Source organism: Mycoplasmopsis hyopharyngis, assembly GCF_045276885.1.
In the GTDB taxonomy this organism is placed as follows: domain Bacteria; phylum Bacillota_I; class Bacilli_A; order Mycoplasmatales; family Metamycoplasmataceae; genus Mycoplasmopsis; species Mycoplasmopsis hyopharyngis.
Window position 1 is genome coordinate 252,052 of the sequence record NZ_CP174164.1, and the last position, 16,643, is coordinate 268,694.

At 26.2% G+C, this 16,643-nt stretch carries 12 protein-coding genes; 10 read left to right on the top strand and 2 right to left on the bottom strand.

The window, feature by feature from the left end; all coding sequences use genetic code 4:
• Positions 1–3: 3 nt before the first annotated feature.
• The 6 genes from ACJA25_RS01090 to ACJA25_RS01115 all read left to right on the top strand — a co-directional run bounded on the left by ACJA25_RS01090 (position 4) and on the right by ACJA25_RS01115 (position 9,810).
• Positions 4–2,628 (top strand): hypothetical protein, encoded by a 2,625-nt coding sequence (locus ACJA25_RS01090; RefSeq protein WP_406615880.1) that lies wholly within the window; start codon positions 4–6, stop codon positions 2,626–2,628.
• Positions 2,629–2,643: 15 nt separating this feature from the next.
• Positions 2,644–3,864, top strand: coding sequence for a hypothetical protein (locus ACJA25_RS01095; RefSeq protein ID WP_406615882.1), 1,221 nt, complete (start codon positions 2,644–2,646; stop codon positions 3,862–3,864).
• A gap of 47 nt (positions 3,865–3,911) precedes the next feature.
• The gene (gene dnaE, locus ACJA25_RS01100; protein ID WP_406615884.1) at positions 3,912–6,815 is read left to right on the top strand and encodes a DNA polymerase III subunit alpha; all 2,904 of its coding nucleotides are present in this window, start codon (positions 3,912–3,914) and stop codon (positions 6,813–6,815) included.
• Positions 6,802–7,677, top strand: coding sequence for a 5'-3' exonuclease H3TH domain-containing protein (locus ACJA25_RS01105; protein ID WP_406615886.1), 876 nt, complete (start codon positions 6,802–6,804; stop codon positions 7,675–7,677). Before dnaE ends, ACJA25_RS01105 begins: the two co-directional genes overlap by 14 nt.
• A 259-nt stretch (positions 7,678–7,936) precedes the next feature.
• A complete protein-coding gene (locus tag ACJA25_RS01110; RefSeq protein ID WP_406615888.1) occupies positions 7,937–8,920 on the top strand; it encodes a DNA replication protein DnaD in 984 nt (327 codons plus the stop codon).
• A complete protein-coding gene (locus ACJA25_RS01115) occupies positions 8,920–9,810 on the top strand; it encodes a DnaA ATPase domain-containing protein (RefSeq protein ID WP_406615890.1) in 891 nt (296 codons plus the stop codon). The genes ACJA25_RS01110 and ACJA25_RS01115 overlap by 1 nt, the downstream gene beginning before the upstream one ends.
• A 53-nt stretch (positions 9,811–9,863) precedes the next feature.
• Here the strand turns inward: ACJA25_RS01115 and ACJA25_RS01120 are convergent, their stop codons facing one another.
• On the bottom strand, positions 9,864–10,679 hold the full coding sequence (locus tag ACJA25_RS01120; RefSeq protein ID WP_406615892.1) for a Cof-type HAD-IIB family hydrolase: 816 nt from the start codon (positions 10,677–10,679) through the stop codon (positions 9,864–9,866).
• A gap of 249 nt (positions 10,680–10,928) precedes the next feature.
• Here ACJA25_RS01120 and gap point away from each other — a divergent pair, with 249 nt between their 5' ends.
• Positions 10,929–11,942 carry a type I glyceraldehyde-3-phosphate dehydrogenase gene (gap, locus tag ACJA25_RS01125; protein ID WP_406615894.1) on the top strand — a complete coding sequence of 338 codons (1,014 nt, stop codon included), beginning with the start codon at positions 10,929–10,931 and terminating at the stop codon, positions 11,940–11,942.
• 52 nt (positions 11,943–11,994) lie between these two features.
• Here gap and ACJA25_RS01130 read toward each other — a convergent pair whose 3' ends face one another.
• A complete protein-coding gene (locus tag ACJA25_RS01130; protein ID WP_406615896.1) occupies positions 11,995–13,047 on the bottom strand; it encodes a lipoprotein 17-related variable surface protein in 1,053 nt (350 codons plus the stop codon).
• A gap of 231 nt (positions 13,048–13,278) precedes the next feature.
• Here ACJA25_RS01130 and mnmG point away from each other — a divergent pair, with 231 nt between their 5' ends.
• From mnmG to ACJA25_RS01145, 3 genes are read left to right on the top strand one after another with little or no spacing between them, the layout of a single operon-like run.
• Positions 13,279–15,114, top strand: a complete 1,836-nt coding sequence (gene mnmG, locus ACJA25_RS01135; RefSeq protein WP_406615898.1) for a tRNA uridine-5-carboxymethylaminomethyl(34) synthesis enzyme MnmG — start codon at positions 13,279–13,281, stop codon at positions 15,112–15,114.
• Complete coding sequence (locus ACJA25_RS01140; protein WP_406615900.1) at positions 15,114–15,563, top strand: 23S rRNA (pseudouridine(1915)-N(3))-methyltransferase RlmH; 450 nt, start codon at positions 15,114–15,116, stop codon at positions 15,561–15,563. The genes mnmG and ACJA25_RS01140 overlap by 1 nt, the downstream gene beginning before the upstream one ends.
• A 46-nt stretch (positions 15,564–15,609) precedes the next feature.
• Positions 15,610–16,629, top strand: coding sequence for an ECF transporter S component (locus tag ACJA25_RS01145; protein WP_406615902.1), 1,020 nt, complete (start codon positions 15,610–15,612; stop codon positions 16,627–16,629).
• The last annotated feature ends 14 nt before the right edge of the window (positions 16,630–16,643 follow it).

Sequence of the window (16,643 nt, forward strand, 5' to 3'; positions counted from 1 at the left end):
ATAATGAAAAAAAGATATGATCTTATTGTTATAGGAAGCAATATAGATGCCTTATTATCAGCTACTTATGCTGGTTATTTAGGAATGAATGTTTTAGTCATCGAAGAACAAACAGAAATAGGTGGAATAAATAATACTATTTCTAAAAATAAATTTAATTTTGATATTGCTTCACCATTTTTTACAAACTTAGGTACAAAAGAAAAACCTGGATTATTGTTAAAAACTTTAAATGAATTAGATATTACTATTGATTATAAAATTGATAGTAATATTTTGACGTATTTTTTAGATAAACCTAGTGAAATTCGAAAGATAATTCAAACCTTACCTTTTGATACCACTAATCTTTTAACAAACATCGAAAGAATAATTCCTGGTTCAAGAAAAAAAGTCCAAGATTTATTAAATATTGCTTATGAGTTTTATCAAATTAAAAGCGAAATTTTTGAATTTGATTTTACAAATTTGGAATTATCGCAAATAAAACAAAAATTCCCATTAGCATATAAATACTTGTATCACACAATCAATGATTTATTAAATGAATTTAAAGTTTCACCAGAGTTAAAAAGATTTTTAGGCGCTTTTACAATTTCTTTTGGTCAGTTCAATAAAGACTTACCTGCTTGATGATTTTTATCTAAATTTTATGAAATTGTTAATTTTGGAATTGCTACTTTAACTAATGGTTCTGAAGAATTAGTATCCAAACTATTTAAAAAATCATTAAGTTTCGGTGTTGATTATATTTTAGATACTCAAATTAAAAATATTGTTGTTCACAATAATAAAATTCAAGCAGTAGAAACAAATAGAGGACCATTTTTAACCAATCAAATTGTTTCTACTTTCCAAGATAATTATGTTTTAGGTAATTTAATTGAAAAAGAAAAACATCCAAAATTCCAAGTACAAAATATTTTGGCTAAGAAAAATAATAGTCAAACATTGTTTTTTAATTTAGGCTTAAGATGCAATCCTAAAGAGTTAAATCTTTCTAGTTTCTTAACCTATATTTATAATGACGATGATTATGAAAATTTATATGAAAAAAATGAAAAAGATACTTTTGACATCAACAATGTTTTAATCAAATGTCTAAACTTTGTTGATCCAAAATTAAATGAAGAAAACATTGTTATTTTAAATTTAGAAATGATTTATGGCGGTAATTTTTTCTTAAAAAGACCTGCTGAAATGATCTTTTTAGATGAAAACTACATTTTAAATTTAGTAATTAACTTCCTTTCAAAAACATTAAATTGTGATTTAAAGAAATATTTAGACGCTAGCTTTTCAATTACTCCTATTAAAATAGCGCATTACACTAGAAATAAATCCGGAATTTATTTAGGTAAACAATTACACTGATATAACCCATTTTTTTTAATGCTTAAAAATCAATTAAATCCTTCAAACATTCAAGGGCTTCATTTTGCTAATCAAGATGGGATTTTTGGTTTTACACCTTCTGAATCTGCTTTAACTTCTATTTTTGAAATTAAGTTAGTAGAAAAAGAATTACTTAAAAATAAAGAAAAAATTCAAGATATTATCAATGAACAAAAAGAACTTATTCAAATTAAAAAAGCAAGTATTGAATCAATTAAAGAAACAAAAGAATTGCCTATTTTAACTAGTGAAGAAGAAATAAGCGAAACTACGGAAATATCAATTGTTGATGAAGTTGCTGAAACCAAAACCTTTAACCTTAAAAAGGGCCAAAGTTTATTAGATATGGAAAATCAAGTAGAACATGAATTAAATATACTTGATTATTATTTAACTGACAATATTAAGCAAAAAATCATTATTGAAGAAGATGTAGTCAACACTAAAGTTATAGAAAAAATTAAAGAAATTGAAATCAAAGAACAAGAAAAACTTGAAAAACAAAAAGCTAAAATCAAAAAACACAAACCTAAAAAGGTTACTAAAACCAACAAATTCCACGCTTTTGTTAAAAGGTATTCTGAATTTGAGCAAAAATATCATACCAAAGATATTTATTTAATAGATGCTTCTAAGAGAAGTATTAATACTGTTGCTAGATTTGCTGCATGTATTTTAGACCATAGTATTGAACCTATTTTTACTATGGCAAATATTAAAGATGCTGAAAAAAATACAAGCAACAATGATATTGCTATTGTTATAATCAATGCTTCAAAAGTTGTTTTTGGTTCAAAACACAAATGAAAAATACCAACCAATAAAAGAGAAATGCATTTTTCTAAATTAAGAGCAAAGAAACCAGATGTTTTATTAAATCAAACTATTTTATCTATCTTGCTAAATCATAAATACAAAGAAAATAAGAATTTTATTGACAATATTCACATCTTTAAGAATTCAGAACATATTTTTAAACAATTTGCACCTAAATTATTAACGATACCAAAAAGAAATATTAGTTATAAAAAAATCAATGACTTTGTTTATATGGTTTATCCACCAAGTGATTCAATCAATGATTTAATTATTAAAACTAAAAAATGACGTTTGATTAAAAATTATAAAAGCATTAAATTTAAAAAAGAATTACCAAACAAAAAATTGAGTTTAAAATCAATTAAGAAAATCAACAATGTTGGTGAAGATGTAACAACCAAAGAGGAAAAATAATTTCTAGGAGCAAAAATGAATGAAGATTTTAATTTTTTAAAAGAAACCACTAAGGTTGAAAAGAAATTTTTAAAAATTCTTAAGAAAAAAGGTTCTCACGATGATATTCCTTTTTATACATCACCAAATTTAATTGCTTCTAACTTATATCCTTTTAATCAAGCAGCAAACATTATAAACGTTATTGAAGTTAGTTCAAACATCAAGATTTTAACTTTTGTAACCGCAGAAAAAATTTCTTTTTTTGAAGCAGGTCAATATATTGATGTTAGTGTCAAAAAAGACAATTTAGAAGTTACTAGATCATTTTATTTAATTGGCTCACCGATCAAATCATCTTTTAGTAATTCAACTAGTATAGTAGTTTATAACAATGAAACTGATTGAGCAATTAGTGAAATTTTTAATAACTGAGGCATCGACCATAAATTCAATTTCTCAAAACCCAAAGGTAATTTTGGCATTAGTTTAAGTCAATTAGAAAAAAACTATTTACTTCTTGTAAATAGAAATAACATCATTCCTTGCTTATCAATTGTTCAAAGTTTAATCGATAGTAACTACACTATCAAATTAATGATTATGTATGAGATTGATGAGCTTCAAGACATATATTGAATTAGAATGCTTAATCAAATTTTAAGCACCAAAAATAAAGAACAATCAATTGTTGTGAATTATTTCATTACTGCTTCTAACGTTGATAAAGATGATACTTTTATTATGTCTTTAAATTCTAAACGTTTATTTTTTGAACCAATCAAAGCCGAACATATTCAAGAATTATTTTTAAAGTTTGTTTTTTCTAATATTAGATATTTAGTAGCTGGAGATTACAAATTTAACACTAGAATTAAAAGCTATATAGATTCTTTTGGAAGCAAAGAAGTAAGTATTATTTACAATGATTATTTTATTGAAAATGTTAATTCTAATTCTTTTAAAGAACTAACCAACATTGAAACAAAAACATACAATATCACCTGATATGTTGATGATGAATCAATTGTCTTTACAGGAAAAATAAAAAGTAATCAAACCATTATTAGTTTTTTAGAAAAAGATTCTTCATACATTCATTTTAAATCTACATTCCCTTATTTTTTCACAACTCATAAATATGTTTTAGTTAGTGGGCAAGTTAAAGTACACCCTTATTTTAAAGTACCAAAAAACAATTTGTACTCTATGGATAATACTTTTCCAATGTCTGATATAAAAATTAAAATTCTTTAATTTTACAAAGCTATTACGCTTTGTTTATTTTTTAAGAAAGGAGAACAATGAACAAATTTATTAATTTGCACAATAATACTGAATATTCCTTTTTAGATTCCTTAATTAAAATTGATGATTTAGTAAAAGAAACCAAAAGATTAGGTTTACCTGCTGCTGTTATTAGCGACCATAACAATCTTTTTGGTCTAGGAATTTTTTTAAGAAAATGCAAGGAAAATAACATCAAACCTATAATAGGAATTGATCTAGATGTCAAAGAATATCGCTTTATTGTGCTCGCAAAAAACCACAAAGGTTTTATTAAATTAAATCATTTAAGTCTCAAAGCAATGTCAAATGAAACTATTGAATTTGATGAATTAAATGATCCTAATATTTTTGTCATTGACCACCCTGTTTATGGTTTATATACCCTTTCAAATAAAACTAAACAACTTCCTTTTTCTAACTATTTTGTAGTTGATGAAGATTCTAGCATTGCTAATGCTATTGTTGTTAAAGAGAACAAATATTTGTGATTAGATGAATATCAAAGCTTAAAAATAGCACAAAAAATTTCTAACTTACCCGAATCAAAAGAATCGAAATACAATTTTGAAGATAATCCTACAAATGATTTAACAATCATCAATCGTATTCAAAAAATAATTGATGAATGTAACGTTGTTTTTCCTGAAAACAAATTACTATTACCTAATTTTAATGGTTTAAATGACCAAGAAGCTAAAATCGAACTTAAAAAACAACTTGATTTAGGTTTAAAAAAGCGAAAAACTAATTTGCTAAGATTTAGTAAAAACGTTATTTTAAAAAGAATTAATTATGAGTACAAAACCATTTGTGATTTGAATTTTCAACAATACTTTTTAATTATTGCTGATTTAATCAAATGAGCAAAAGAGCAAAATATAGCAATTGGGCCAGGTAGAGGTTCATCTGCTGGTTCATTAATAACTTATTTATTAGGAATTACTGAAATTAACCCATTAGAATATGATTTATTTTTCGAAAGATTCTTAAATATAGATAGAGTTTCTTGACCTGATATTGATATCGATATTCAAGATGATAGAAGAAATGAAGTTATAGAATACATTTTTAATAAATATGGTAAAGACAATGTGTGTTTGATTTCTACGTTTCAAACCATTGGTGCTAAAATGGCCATAAGAGATGTAGGAAGAGTTTTAAACATAGATTTATCTATCGTTGATAAAATTTCTAAGTCTATTAAAGTTTTTGAAACTTTAAACGAAGCATATCAAAATAATGACCAATTTAAGACTTTAATTAGCAAGTATCCTGATTTATTGTCGTTTTCTTTAGCCATCGAAGGGCAACCTAGACAGCAAGGAATACATGCTGCTGGAATAGTTTTATCATCTAAAAAAATGGTTGACATTTTGCCTACTTGTCCAACAAATGTTAATAATTATTTCCAAACCCAATTACCAATGAACTATCTTGAAGATTTCGGTCTTTTAAAAATTGACCTTTTAGGATTAAAAACCTTAACTGAAATCCAAAAAATCGAAAAATATCTTAAGCCTGAACAAATTTTCGAAAACATTGTAGAAAAAGACTTTTTAGAAATAAATGATCCTTTGACACTAGAAATGTTAAATCAAGGATACACTGAGGGTTTATTTCAACTTGAATCTTTTGGAATGAAAAAAACAATCAAGCAAGTTCATTTAGATTCTTTTAATGACTTGTATGCCATTATTTCGCTTTTTAGACCAGGTCCATTGGATTATATTAGTGCATATGCTGGGAATAAAAAAGATCCAAAATTGGTTAAAAAAATTCACCCTATTTATGATGAAATTCTGGCTCCTACTTATGGGATTATAGTCTATCAAGAACAAATTATGTTAATTGCCCAAAAAATTGCACTAATGTCTTTTTCACAAGCAGATTTACTAAGAAGAGCAATTTCTAAAAAAGATGAAGAAAAAATGAAAGCATATAGACAAATCTTTTTTAATGGCGCTAAAGCAAATAATATTCCAGAAAAATTGATTAATGACATCTATGACAATATTGAAAAATTTGCCTTATATGGATTTAATAAATCTCATGCTGTTGCTTACTCATTTTTAACTATGAAAATGGCTTATTACAAAGTAAGACACCCATTATACTTTTTTGCCTCTTTAATTTCTACTGCTTTAGGTTCAAGAGAAAAAATCAACGCCTATGCTCAAGAGTTAAGAAATTTAAACTATCATGTCAAATCACCTGAAATTTGTTATTCAGGCAAAAATGTTAATTTAATTAATAATTCAATTTATTTACCTTTTGAAATGATTAAAGGTTTAGGTGCTGAAACATTAGAAAAATTAATGCTTTTAGAACCAGAAAAAAAATGTGGTGCTAGTTTACCATTGTTATTTTTAGAGCTAAAAGAAAAAGGACTAAAAGACAACCAAATTAGAAGCTTAATTTTTAGTAACACTTTTAGAAGATTTAGCAATATGAAAACTGTTGACGAAACATTTAAAGGTGTTGTTAATTGTATTAATTATTCAATTAAAGAAAAAGAAGATATTCAAAAGAGTATTAAAAACATAAGAATTGAACAATATGTTAATTCTTTAGATTTAGAATTCGAATCTAGAAATGAAGAAGAATATTTAGGTGCTATTTATAATGCTTTTAAAACTATTCCTTATGAAAGTGATACTTTAAAACTAATTGACTTGCAAAGAGTAAAAAGTGGAAAATTTGTTGTTGAAATATTAGAAAATAAAAAAATACAAAAACGCGATTTACACATTATTAAGTTTAGAGATAGTAGTTTATCTTTATTTTCTTTCATAACTAAGGAAGAATATCAAAAGTTTTCAACTTTAGTCCCAAATAAGATTGTTAAGTTAGAACTTTCGCTTTTAAATCAATCATGTAAAATTTTAAGTTTTGAAGAGGTAATAAATGAAAAAAGATAATTTTTTATTAGTTGATGGAAACCTTTTAATGTTTCAATCATTTTATGCTTCTTACAATCCTTATTTTCAAGTTTTACAAAATGCTAATGGAGTTACTACTAATGGCATTCACGTTTTTTTCATGACTTTATTTAAACTTATCAAAAAAGTAGAACCAAAATATTTATTTGTTGCTTTCGATTCTCCTGGTGACAAAACATGAAGATCACAAGAATTTTCAGAATATAAAGCAGGCAGACAAAAAGCGCCAGAAATTATTTTTGAACAATTTCAATGAACCAAAAAGATTTTAAGTTCATTAGCAATTCCTTGAATTGAAAAAAAAGGTGATGAAGCTGATGATTTAATTGCTACATTATCGACCCATAACGAAGGCACCAACAATATTATTTATTCTAAAGATAAAGATTTACTTCAATTGGTTAATTCAAATACAAGCATTTTAAAATATGATTCTTTTAATCATGAATATATACAAATTAACCATGAAAATTTCTTTGATATATTTGAATTAGAACCTAGTCAAATTCCTGATTTTAAAGGACTTTCTGGCGATTCATCAGATAATCTTAAAGGGGTCAAGGGTATTGGTGATAAAACAGCAATTAAGTTGTTGAATAAGTATCATACATTAGAAAATATTTATGATCATATTGATGAACTTTCAGCATCGGTTAAAACAAAAATGTTGAGTGAAAAACCTAGTGCTTATATGTGCAAGAAATTAGCAATTCTTAACCATAATGTTGACATTCCAAAAATAGCATCGCATTATTTTTTAGAAATAAAAAAATCAGCAGCAAATGACATTTTTAAGGAACTAGAATTGAATGTTTTAACAGAAAAATTGCAAGAGTTGTAAAAAATGGTTTTAAAAAGTAAAAAAATACCAATTTTGCAATATTTTTCAATTGTTAATAAAAATATTTTTTTAAGAAAAAAGGCCTTTTTGGCCTATTTTTTTATTAAAAAAGCACTTTTTGTTCCTTTTTCAATGTTGATATCTTTGGTAATGAAAATGATTAATTTTACTTTTAAAATATATTTTTGAAAACCTTAAATATATTAAATTAGAATAGAATTACATAGTAAAAAAACAAAAAGGAAGGAATTGGAATAAAATGCTGAAAAATATAAGATATTCATATTTTAAAATTAAAAAAGAAAAAAGTATTTCAGGTGAAGATCTGGTAAATTTAAGAAAATTTTATACTCCAATTTTGTCTCCTAATTCAATCATTTTATACGAGTATTTAAGAGATTTATCTAATGATGTTGTTAATGAAAAAGGAATGCATGATTATGATAGCTTAATGTACTTGTTAGGAATTGATTTAAAGTCACTAAATGAAGCTAGAATTAAGTTAGAATCCCTTTCTTTACTTTCTACATTTATCGATGAAATTAATCGCTGTACAATTTTTGTTATTGAAAAACCTCTAGATGCTAATACTTTTAAAAGAAATGTTTTATTATCAAACAAATTAATAAAAATTATTGGTAAGCAAAAATTTGAACATTTATTAGATACCAACAAGTTTTCAATGAAAATTGTTAATTCAAAACATTTAGAAAATGTCTCAGCAAGATATAATGATGTTTTTAACGAAGAAGAAGAATTAGCATGCTTAAGAGATGTTTTAAATGAAGCAGAATTTGCTAATCATGAAGGTTTTGGAAATACCTCAGAAATTAGATTAGATATTCAACAAAAATTAGATTTACAAAATTTTGAATACGAAAATCCATATGAAGCTATTTTAAAAACTGATTCAAGATATTTCTTTTCTCAAGTTTCTTTACAAATCCCTTCACAAGACATTATTAATTTAATTAAAGAAGCAAGAACTTCAGGTTTGATTGATCCATGTATTAATCTAGTATTTTTCTATGCTCAAGAAGTTAATGGAAAAATAAACTTTAACTATGTTAAAAAAATTATTTTAGATTTAATTAAAAGAGAAATCTTATCTTTTATTTCTATTGAAAAGTTTTTAGACCAAAGAATGAAAGAAAAAAATTATGAAGCAGTTTCTAAAAAAGACTTATACAAAATTTCATATTTTGAAAATTTACAAAAGAATACCAATTTAGGAGATAACTAATGAAATTTTCTAAAATTGATATTCCTAGTAAAGATAAAAACGACAAAAATATGTTAGCCTTTATTAAAAAGGAACCGAAATTGCAAAAAATTATTTCTTCTTTAAAAATTACAGATGAAGAAATTTTAGAAAATTCCTTAATTTTTTTAAACGCCATTGAATCATTTAGCAAAAAAAATGATCAATATATTGTTAGTTATGATATTTCTCGTGATGCCAAAAATAAGTTGATTTTTAAGGAAAAAGTTGTTAACAACAATTTTGCCTTAGAATTAGAAAGATTTTTAAATTTATACTTGACTGAAATTTCAGAACCAAATAGCAATTATTTATTGAAAAAATTTAGTGTTTCTAATTTGCAAAGACAAGAAATTATGAAGCAATTTAAATTAATTGCTAAAACTAAAGAAAAAAATGTTAACGCTCCAGCAAAAGGCTTGTACATTTATGGGAAAACCAATTCAGGTAAAAGTTATATATTGCAATCCTTTGCCAATTATTTTTCTTCTTCTCAAATAAAGACTTCTTATTTAGCGATTGAAAAATTATATAAAGCTTTAATTAAGAAAATTCAAGAAAGGGAAGCAAATAATAGTGGTAATAATCAAAAATATTTTATTGAGTTAATAAAAAACATTGATGTTTTAATAATTGATAATCTTGGTCTCGAAAATAAAAGTGAATGATTTGTTTTGGAAGTTTTATCAGAAATTTTAGAATATAGAAATGAAAATAACTTATTAACCTTTTTTGGTTCTCCTTTTAAAATTGATGAATTATTTTCTTTATACCTTCAAAAATATTCATCAGCACCAGAAAAAAAATACAAAATTGAAAAGCTAATTAAACAAATTAAAAACCTAACACTTGAATTAGAAATTCAAGAATAACCAAAGGAAACAAAAAATCATAATCGTTTTGTGGATTATGATTTTTCAATTTTTTATTTAATGATTGGGAATTTATTTTTAGCTAAATAATCTAATACAGCGTGTCCTAAACCGTGAGCTTTAACATTGCTGGTTACAAATTTTGCTTTAGATTTTACTTCATCTTTTGCATTATCCATTGCATATGAAAAAGCAAAGTTATCAAACATTGAAAAGTCGTTTTCTGAATCTCCAATGGTCATTACATCATTTTTAGAATAACCTTTAAGAATATTTTCTAGCATTCAAACAATAGCAGAACCTTTTGAAGCACCATTAGGTAGAATTTCTAGGTTCATATGAGTTTTGATGATTTGAACATTGAATTTACTTAATTTTTGAATAATTTCATCAACATTAGATGTGTTTTCGAAATAAACTTCAATTTTTGAAACTTGTTTCAAGTCATCGATTTTATCTACTAATTCAAATTGATCAAAGGTTTCATATCTAAAATAGATTTGGTTTAAAAATTCGATATCATCCATTCTAAAAACATAAAATACATCACTCGATCAAGCGGCAGCAGATATTTTTTCTTCTTTAAACAATTTAAAGATTTGTTTAACTACACTTGGTTCAATGTGTTCTTCGTGAACAAATTTAAATCTTTTATTGTCATAAATCTGTGCTCCTGAAGAACCGATTATATAGTCAGCGTTTGTCAATTTAGCTAATTTTAGCATTCTTGGACAAATTGGATTTCCGGTAGCAATATTAAAACTTATATTGTTACTTTTTATAATATTTAAATTAAAGTTAGAAACGTAATTATCTTTGGTATAGATGGTTCCATCTACATCGCTAAATACAACAGGTCTTTTTGTCATTATGTACCTCCTCAAAGCGTTTAATGATTATACTCAAATATTAAAAATTAATGTAATTTAATATTTTTTTATTTCAATATTAAAAAATTCCTATTTTTACTTTTTAAATTTAGTATGGAATCATTTTCTTTTGTTTTTCTTTTTTGTTAATGCTAAATAATTTGTATATTAATAAAAGTATTATAATGTTTTTAGTATTTAGTAATACTTATACAAGCTTGTTAAATTTTTATTAAAAAAGGAGAAAATATGGCAAAAAGAGTTGCTATTAATGGTTTTGGACGTATTGGACGTTTAACATTAAGAAACTTATTAGAAACCAATAATAAAGAAGTTGAAGTTGTTGCGGTAAATGATTTAACAGATCCAAAAATGTTAGCACATTTATTAAAATATGATACAGCATTTGGACCATTAGATGTTGAAGTTTCTGTTGAAGAAGACGCTATTGTTGTTAATGGAAAGAAAATCAAAGTTCTATCAGAAAAAGACCCTGCTAATCTTCCATGAAAAGAATTGAAAATTGACATCGTTTTAGAATGTACTGGTTTCTTTGTTAAAAAAGAATTAGCACACAAACACATCGAAGCAGGTGCTAAAAAAGTTGTTATTTCTGCACCAGCGGGTTCAGATGTTAAAACTATTGTTTACAATGTAAACCACAAAACCTTAACCAAAGAAGACGAAATTATTTCAGGTGCTTCATGTACAACAAACTGTTTAGCTCCTGTTGTAGATGTTTTAGTTAAAAACTTTGGACTAAAAAACGGTTTCATGACCACTGTTCACTCATTTACTGGTGACCAAATGTTACAAGATGGACCACACAGAAAAGGTGATTTAAGAAGAGCAAGAGCTGCTTCACACAACATTGTTCCTTCAACAACTGGTGCTGCTAAAGCTATTGGTTTAGTAGTTCCAGAAGCAAAAGGTGTATTAGATGGATTTGCATTACGTGTTCCTACTATTACAGGTTCATTTGTTGATTTATCAGTTCAATTAGAAAAAGAACCTACATTAGAAGAATTAAATGCTGCATTCAAAAAAGCTGCTAACGAAACAATGAAATACGAAGAAGATGAAATCGTTTCTTCAGACGTTATAAATTCACACTTTGGTTCAATTTTTGACTCAACATTAACTAAAATCCAAGAAGCTAATGGTCAAAAAATTTACAAATTATTTGCATGATACGACAATGAAATGTCATATGTATCTCAATTAGTTAGAACCTTAACTTACTTTGCTAAACTTGCTAAATAATTAAAAGCAAGACAATTAAAAAATTAAAGCCCGAAAGCTTTAATTTTTTTGTTTATTTTTCAAGCGCTACTGTATATACAGTATTGTCGCCTGCAATTTTAAATTTAATAACAACTTTACCATTTTCAATAGAAAATTGTAATGCTTTACGGTTTCCTTTTGCTTTATCAACAATAATATCTTTAATATTTCCAGTAGCTTTTTCATTTATTTTAACAAATGTCTTAAGAACTGCTTTTCTAGCTTCGTCAGCTTTTGAGCCATATTTGATACCTTTTTTATCAACTATAACATAGCTTTTTGTAGCGTATTTTTCTTTAATTTCTTTAACAGCATCTGCTAATTCATCATTATAAGTAACAACAAATAATTTACCAATTTTTGCTAAACCTTTTAAAGAAGTATCGGTAATTGGTTGCTCAGGTTGTGGATTACCAGGTTGTTCTGGTTGTTCTTCATTTCCTGGGGTTCCAGGTTGACCAGGATTTTCTGTTCCTGGTTTTTCTGGATCTTCTTCATCTTCGCCACCATTATTTCCTGTTCCTGGATTATTTGGTTTAGGATCTTCAGGTTCTTCTTCACCACCTGGGTTTTGAGGATCTTCTGGATCTTCTTCTCCTGGTTCATCTTCGCCACCAAAATCTGGATCGTCTTTAGGATCTTCTTCATCTTCACCAGTACCTGGTTTTTCAGGTTCTGTTGGTTCGTCCTCAATTGGTTTGTTAGGATTTTCAGGTTTTCCTGGATTACTTGGATTTGGTTGACTTTGTTCTTGTTTTTTGAAATTTGTAAAAGTCTTGGTAATTTTTGCTTCTTTACCATTTGCTTCTACGGTAAGAGTAACAGTTAAGGTTCCGGTTTTATCATCAGCTTTAATTTCAATGTTCTTAATTTTAGAATTAGTACCAATATTTGCTTTAATGTCATTTTTTGTAATTTCACTTGGCAAAATTGTACTTGAAGATTTAGTTAGTAATATTTCTGTGTTTTTTTCAATTGGTTCATCTTGGTTAGTTTTTCTTAAACAACTAGAACTTAATGCTACACTAGCAGCAAATATTGAAGTTGTAGCCATCCCTAAAAAGATAAGTTTTTTATTTTTCATATTTTCCCCTTGCTGAATGATTTTTATACATTCAAATTATAAATTTTTAAATTATGCACCGCTAAAAGGGGCTAAAATTTCATAGTTTTTCATAGAAATCTATTTATTTTATAAAAATAAATATAGGTGTATTATTGTTTACTTTTTTAATGGTTTAAATTTTTAATTCATTTTTTGTTTATTCTTAGATTTCTTTTATTGTTTTTTATATAAAGAATTAAAATTATAATCATGATTAAAAATAGCAAAAATTATTATGATGCAATTGTAATTGGTGGAGGTCATGCGGGTTTAGAAGCTGCCTTTGCTTTAAGTAAAAAAGGACATAAAACTGCATTAGTTTCATTTGATCTTGAACACTTAGGAATGCTTCCATGTAATCCATCTATTGGTGGACCAGCAAAAGGAATTATTACAAGAGAAATTGATGCTTTAGGCGGAATGCAGGGTTTATGAGCTGATTTAGCAACTATCCAATTAAAAATGTTGAATGAATCAAAAGGACCAGCAGTTAGAGCACTAAGAGCACAAATTGATAAAAACAAGTATTCTAAAATAATTTTAGAATTCGCGAAAAAGCAAAAGAATTTAACCTTGATAGAAGATGTTGCAGAAGAAATTTTAGTTGATGAATCAAAAAATTTCAAAGGTTTTAGATTAGCGAAAACCGGAATTTTAGATGCAAAAGTTGGAGTAATTACCACTGGCGTATATATGAATTCTAGAATTCTTAGAGGTGATGTAATTACTATTAGTGGGCCAGATAATCAAAAAACTACACCTAAATTAAGCCAATCAATGGCAAAAATAGGTTTTGATATTCAAAGACTTAAAACTGGAACCCCACCTAGAATATTTGCCGATAGTATTGATTTTTCAAAGGTTGAAAAAGAAATTTTAAAAGATATCAACTTATCTTTTTCAAGTCGTTCAAATGTAAAAATGCCTACTCAAATTGCTTGTTATTTAACATATACCACCCCTAAAACTCATCAAGTAATTATGGAAAACCTTAATAAATCCGCGATGTATTCAGGTTTAATTGAAGGAATAGGTCCAAGATATTGTCCTTCTGTTGAAGACAAAATTGTTAAGTTTAAGGAAAAGGAAAGACATCAAATTTTCTTTGAACCAGAAACTGAAGATCAATCGATTATCTACATTAATGGTTTATCTACCTCAATGCCAGTAGAAGTTCAAAACCAAATGATTGCTTCAATTCCTGGTTTGGAAAATGCTAAAGTTCAAAAATATGGTTATGCAATTGAATATGATGCTATTGATCCATTAAACTTAAAACCAACATTAGAAACTAAAGTTGTAAATAATTTATATACAGCCGGTCAAATTAATGGAACAAGTGGTTATGAAGAAGCAGCGGCCCAAGGATTAATTGCAGGAATAAATGCTGGTCAAAATTTAGAAAATCAAGAACAAATTGTTATTTTAAGAAATCATGCCTACATCGGAGTTTTGATAGATGATTTAGTTACCAAAGGTACAAAAGAACCTTATAGAATGCTAACTTCAAGAGCAGAATATAGACTATTGTTGCGTAATGATAATGTAGATATTCGTTTAGCAGAATATGCACTTAAAACAAATATGATTAGTCAAAAAGATTATCAAGCAATTCTTTTAAAATACGAAAAGATTGATAAAAAAATCCAAGAATTGGATTCGAAATTTTTATCAACTAAAAATGAACTTGCTAAAAAGTATAAAGTAGAAAATGGAATTTCTTACTTGCAACTTTTATCTCGCCCTGAAGTGGATGCTAATGATGTATGTCCTAATTTTGAATTTTTAGAAGAATTAACTTCTATGGTTAGATTATATGGATATATTAAAAAACAAGAAAATAATGCAAAAAAAGCTATTAGATTAGAAAAATTTGTTATTCCTGATGACATTGATTATTTAAAAGTGCCTAATGTTGCGATCGAAGCAAAGCAAAAATTAATTAAAATTAAACCTAAAACAATTGGTCAAGCTTCAAGAATTAGTGGGGTTAATCCGGCAGACATACAAATGTTGGTGTTTTATTTAGAAAGCAAGAATAAATAATGAATATTCAAATTATTGCTGTTGGTTCATTATCTCCAGAATTTAAAAAGGTTTTTGAAAAATATGAAAAGTCAATTTCACATTTTTCTAATTTAAATGTTGTAGAAATTAAAGAATTTTCAGAAGAAAAAAACATCAATGTAAAAGTACAAAAAGAGACTAACTTAATACTTTCAAAATTCCAAAAAGATGCTACAGTTTTTCTTTGTTCTTTACAAGGAAAACAATATGATTCAGTTGAGTTTGCTCAATTAATTAACCAACAAAATAACCGTAATCTTACGTTTGTAATTGGTGGGTCAAATGGTGTTGATGAACAAAAATTTGACAGTAATTTTAAAATTTCAATTTCTAAAATGACTTTCCCACACCAATTGTTTAGATGTATTTTAGCTGAACAAATTTATAGAGCATTTTCCATTTTAGAAAATAAAAAATACCATAAATAATTTATACTTTAATAATACAAATATATTAATGAAGAAAGGAGCGGTTATGAATAACAATAATTCAAAAAGAACTGATTTTTCGGATTGAAATATTTTTTCAAAATGATCAATTAGAAAAATCACTTTTGTTGCTATATTAATTTCTATTTCTGTTGTTTTCACTATTATTGGTGTTCAAATTGCTCCTATTGTTGCTATTCCTACTTTCAAAATTAGTTTTATAGGATTGCCAGTTAAAATTTCCGGTTTTATTTTCGGACCTTTAATTGGTTTTATAGTTGGTTTAATTAGTGACTTGATTTCTTTTATTATCATTCCCAATATTTTTAACCCGCTATATACTTTAGCCACAACTATTGATGGTGTTATTGCTGGAATTGTTGGTTGATTGTTTGTTAAGTTTTTAAAATATTACTTTGGTGGAGAATTTAGATATACCTTTTTAGAAGCTGAAATTGTTAAAAACAAACATAAGATTAATGATTTAATAATTCAAAATCAAGAAATTACACCTAAAATTAAAAAGAAAATCGATTCTTTAAAAAGAAAGATTATTTTCTTAGGTGAAAAAAGAAAATCAATTCTAATTAATGGTACAAAAAGTCAATTGATGAATATTAATCTAACCACCGCATTAATTATTTTGTCAATTATTTCTTTAATGATTGTTTGGTTAATTGGTTTTAAAATCGATGAAAGTATTTTAAAACAAGGGGTAATTTCAAATAGAGTAGGTATTATTCTTTCAATGTTAATTGGTTATGCTTTTATGTTTATCTTTTTGATTGTAGCTAGATTTAAACTCAAACCAAGTAAGTATTTAATTATTGTCCCAATTGTAATTTTTTCTGCCTTAATTGAATTGATCAATGTTCCATTATTATCGTTAGCAGACGTTATTAGTTTTACAAGAGGTTCATCTGACGATCGAGAAAAGATTTTTGTTTTTATATTCAAGCATACATTGTTTAGTCCAGTCAAAATTTGGTTCAATATGTTTATTATTTTCTTTACCTACAATATTGTTGCTCCATTAATCTATAAAAACGACGATATCTACTACTAGTTTAAAAAATTCTT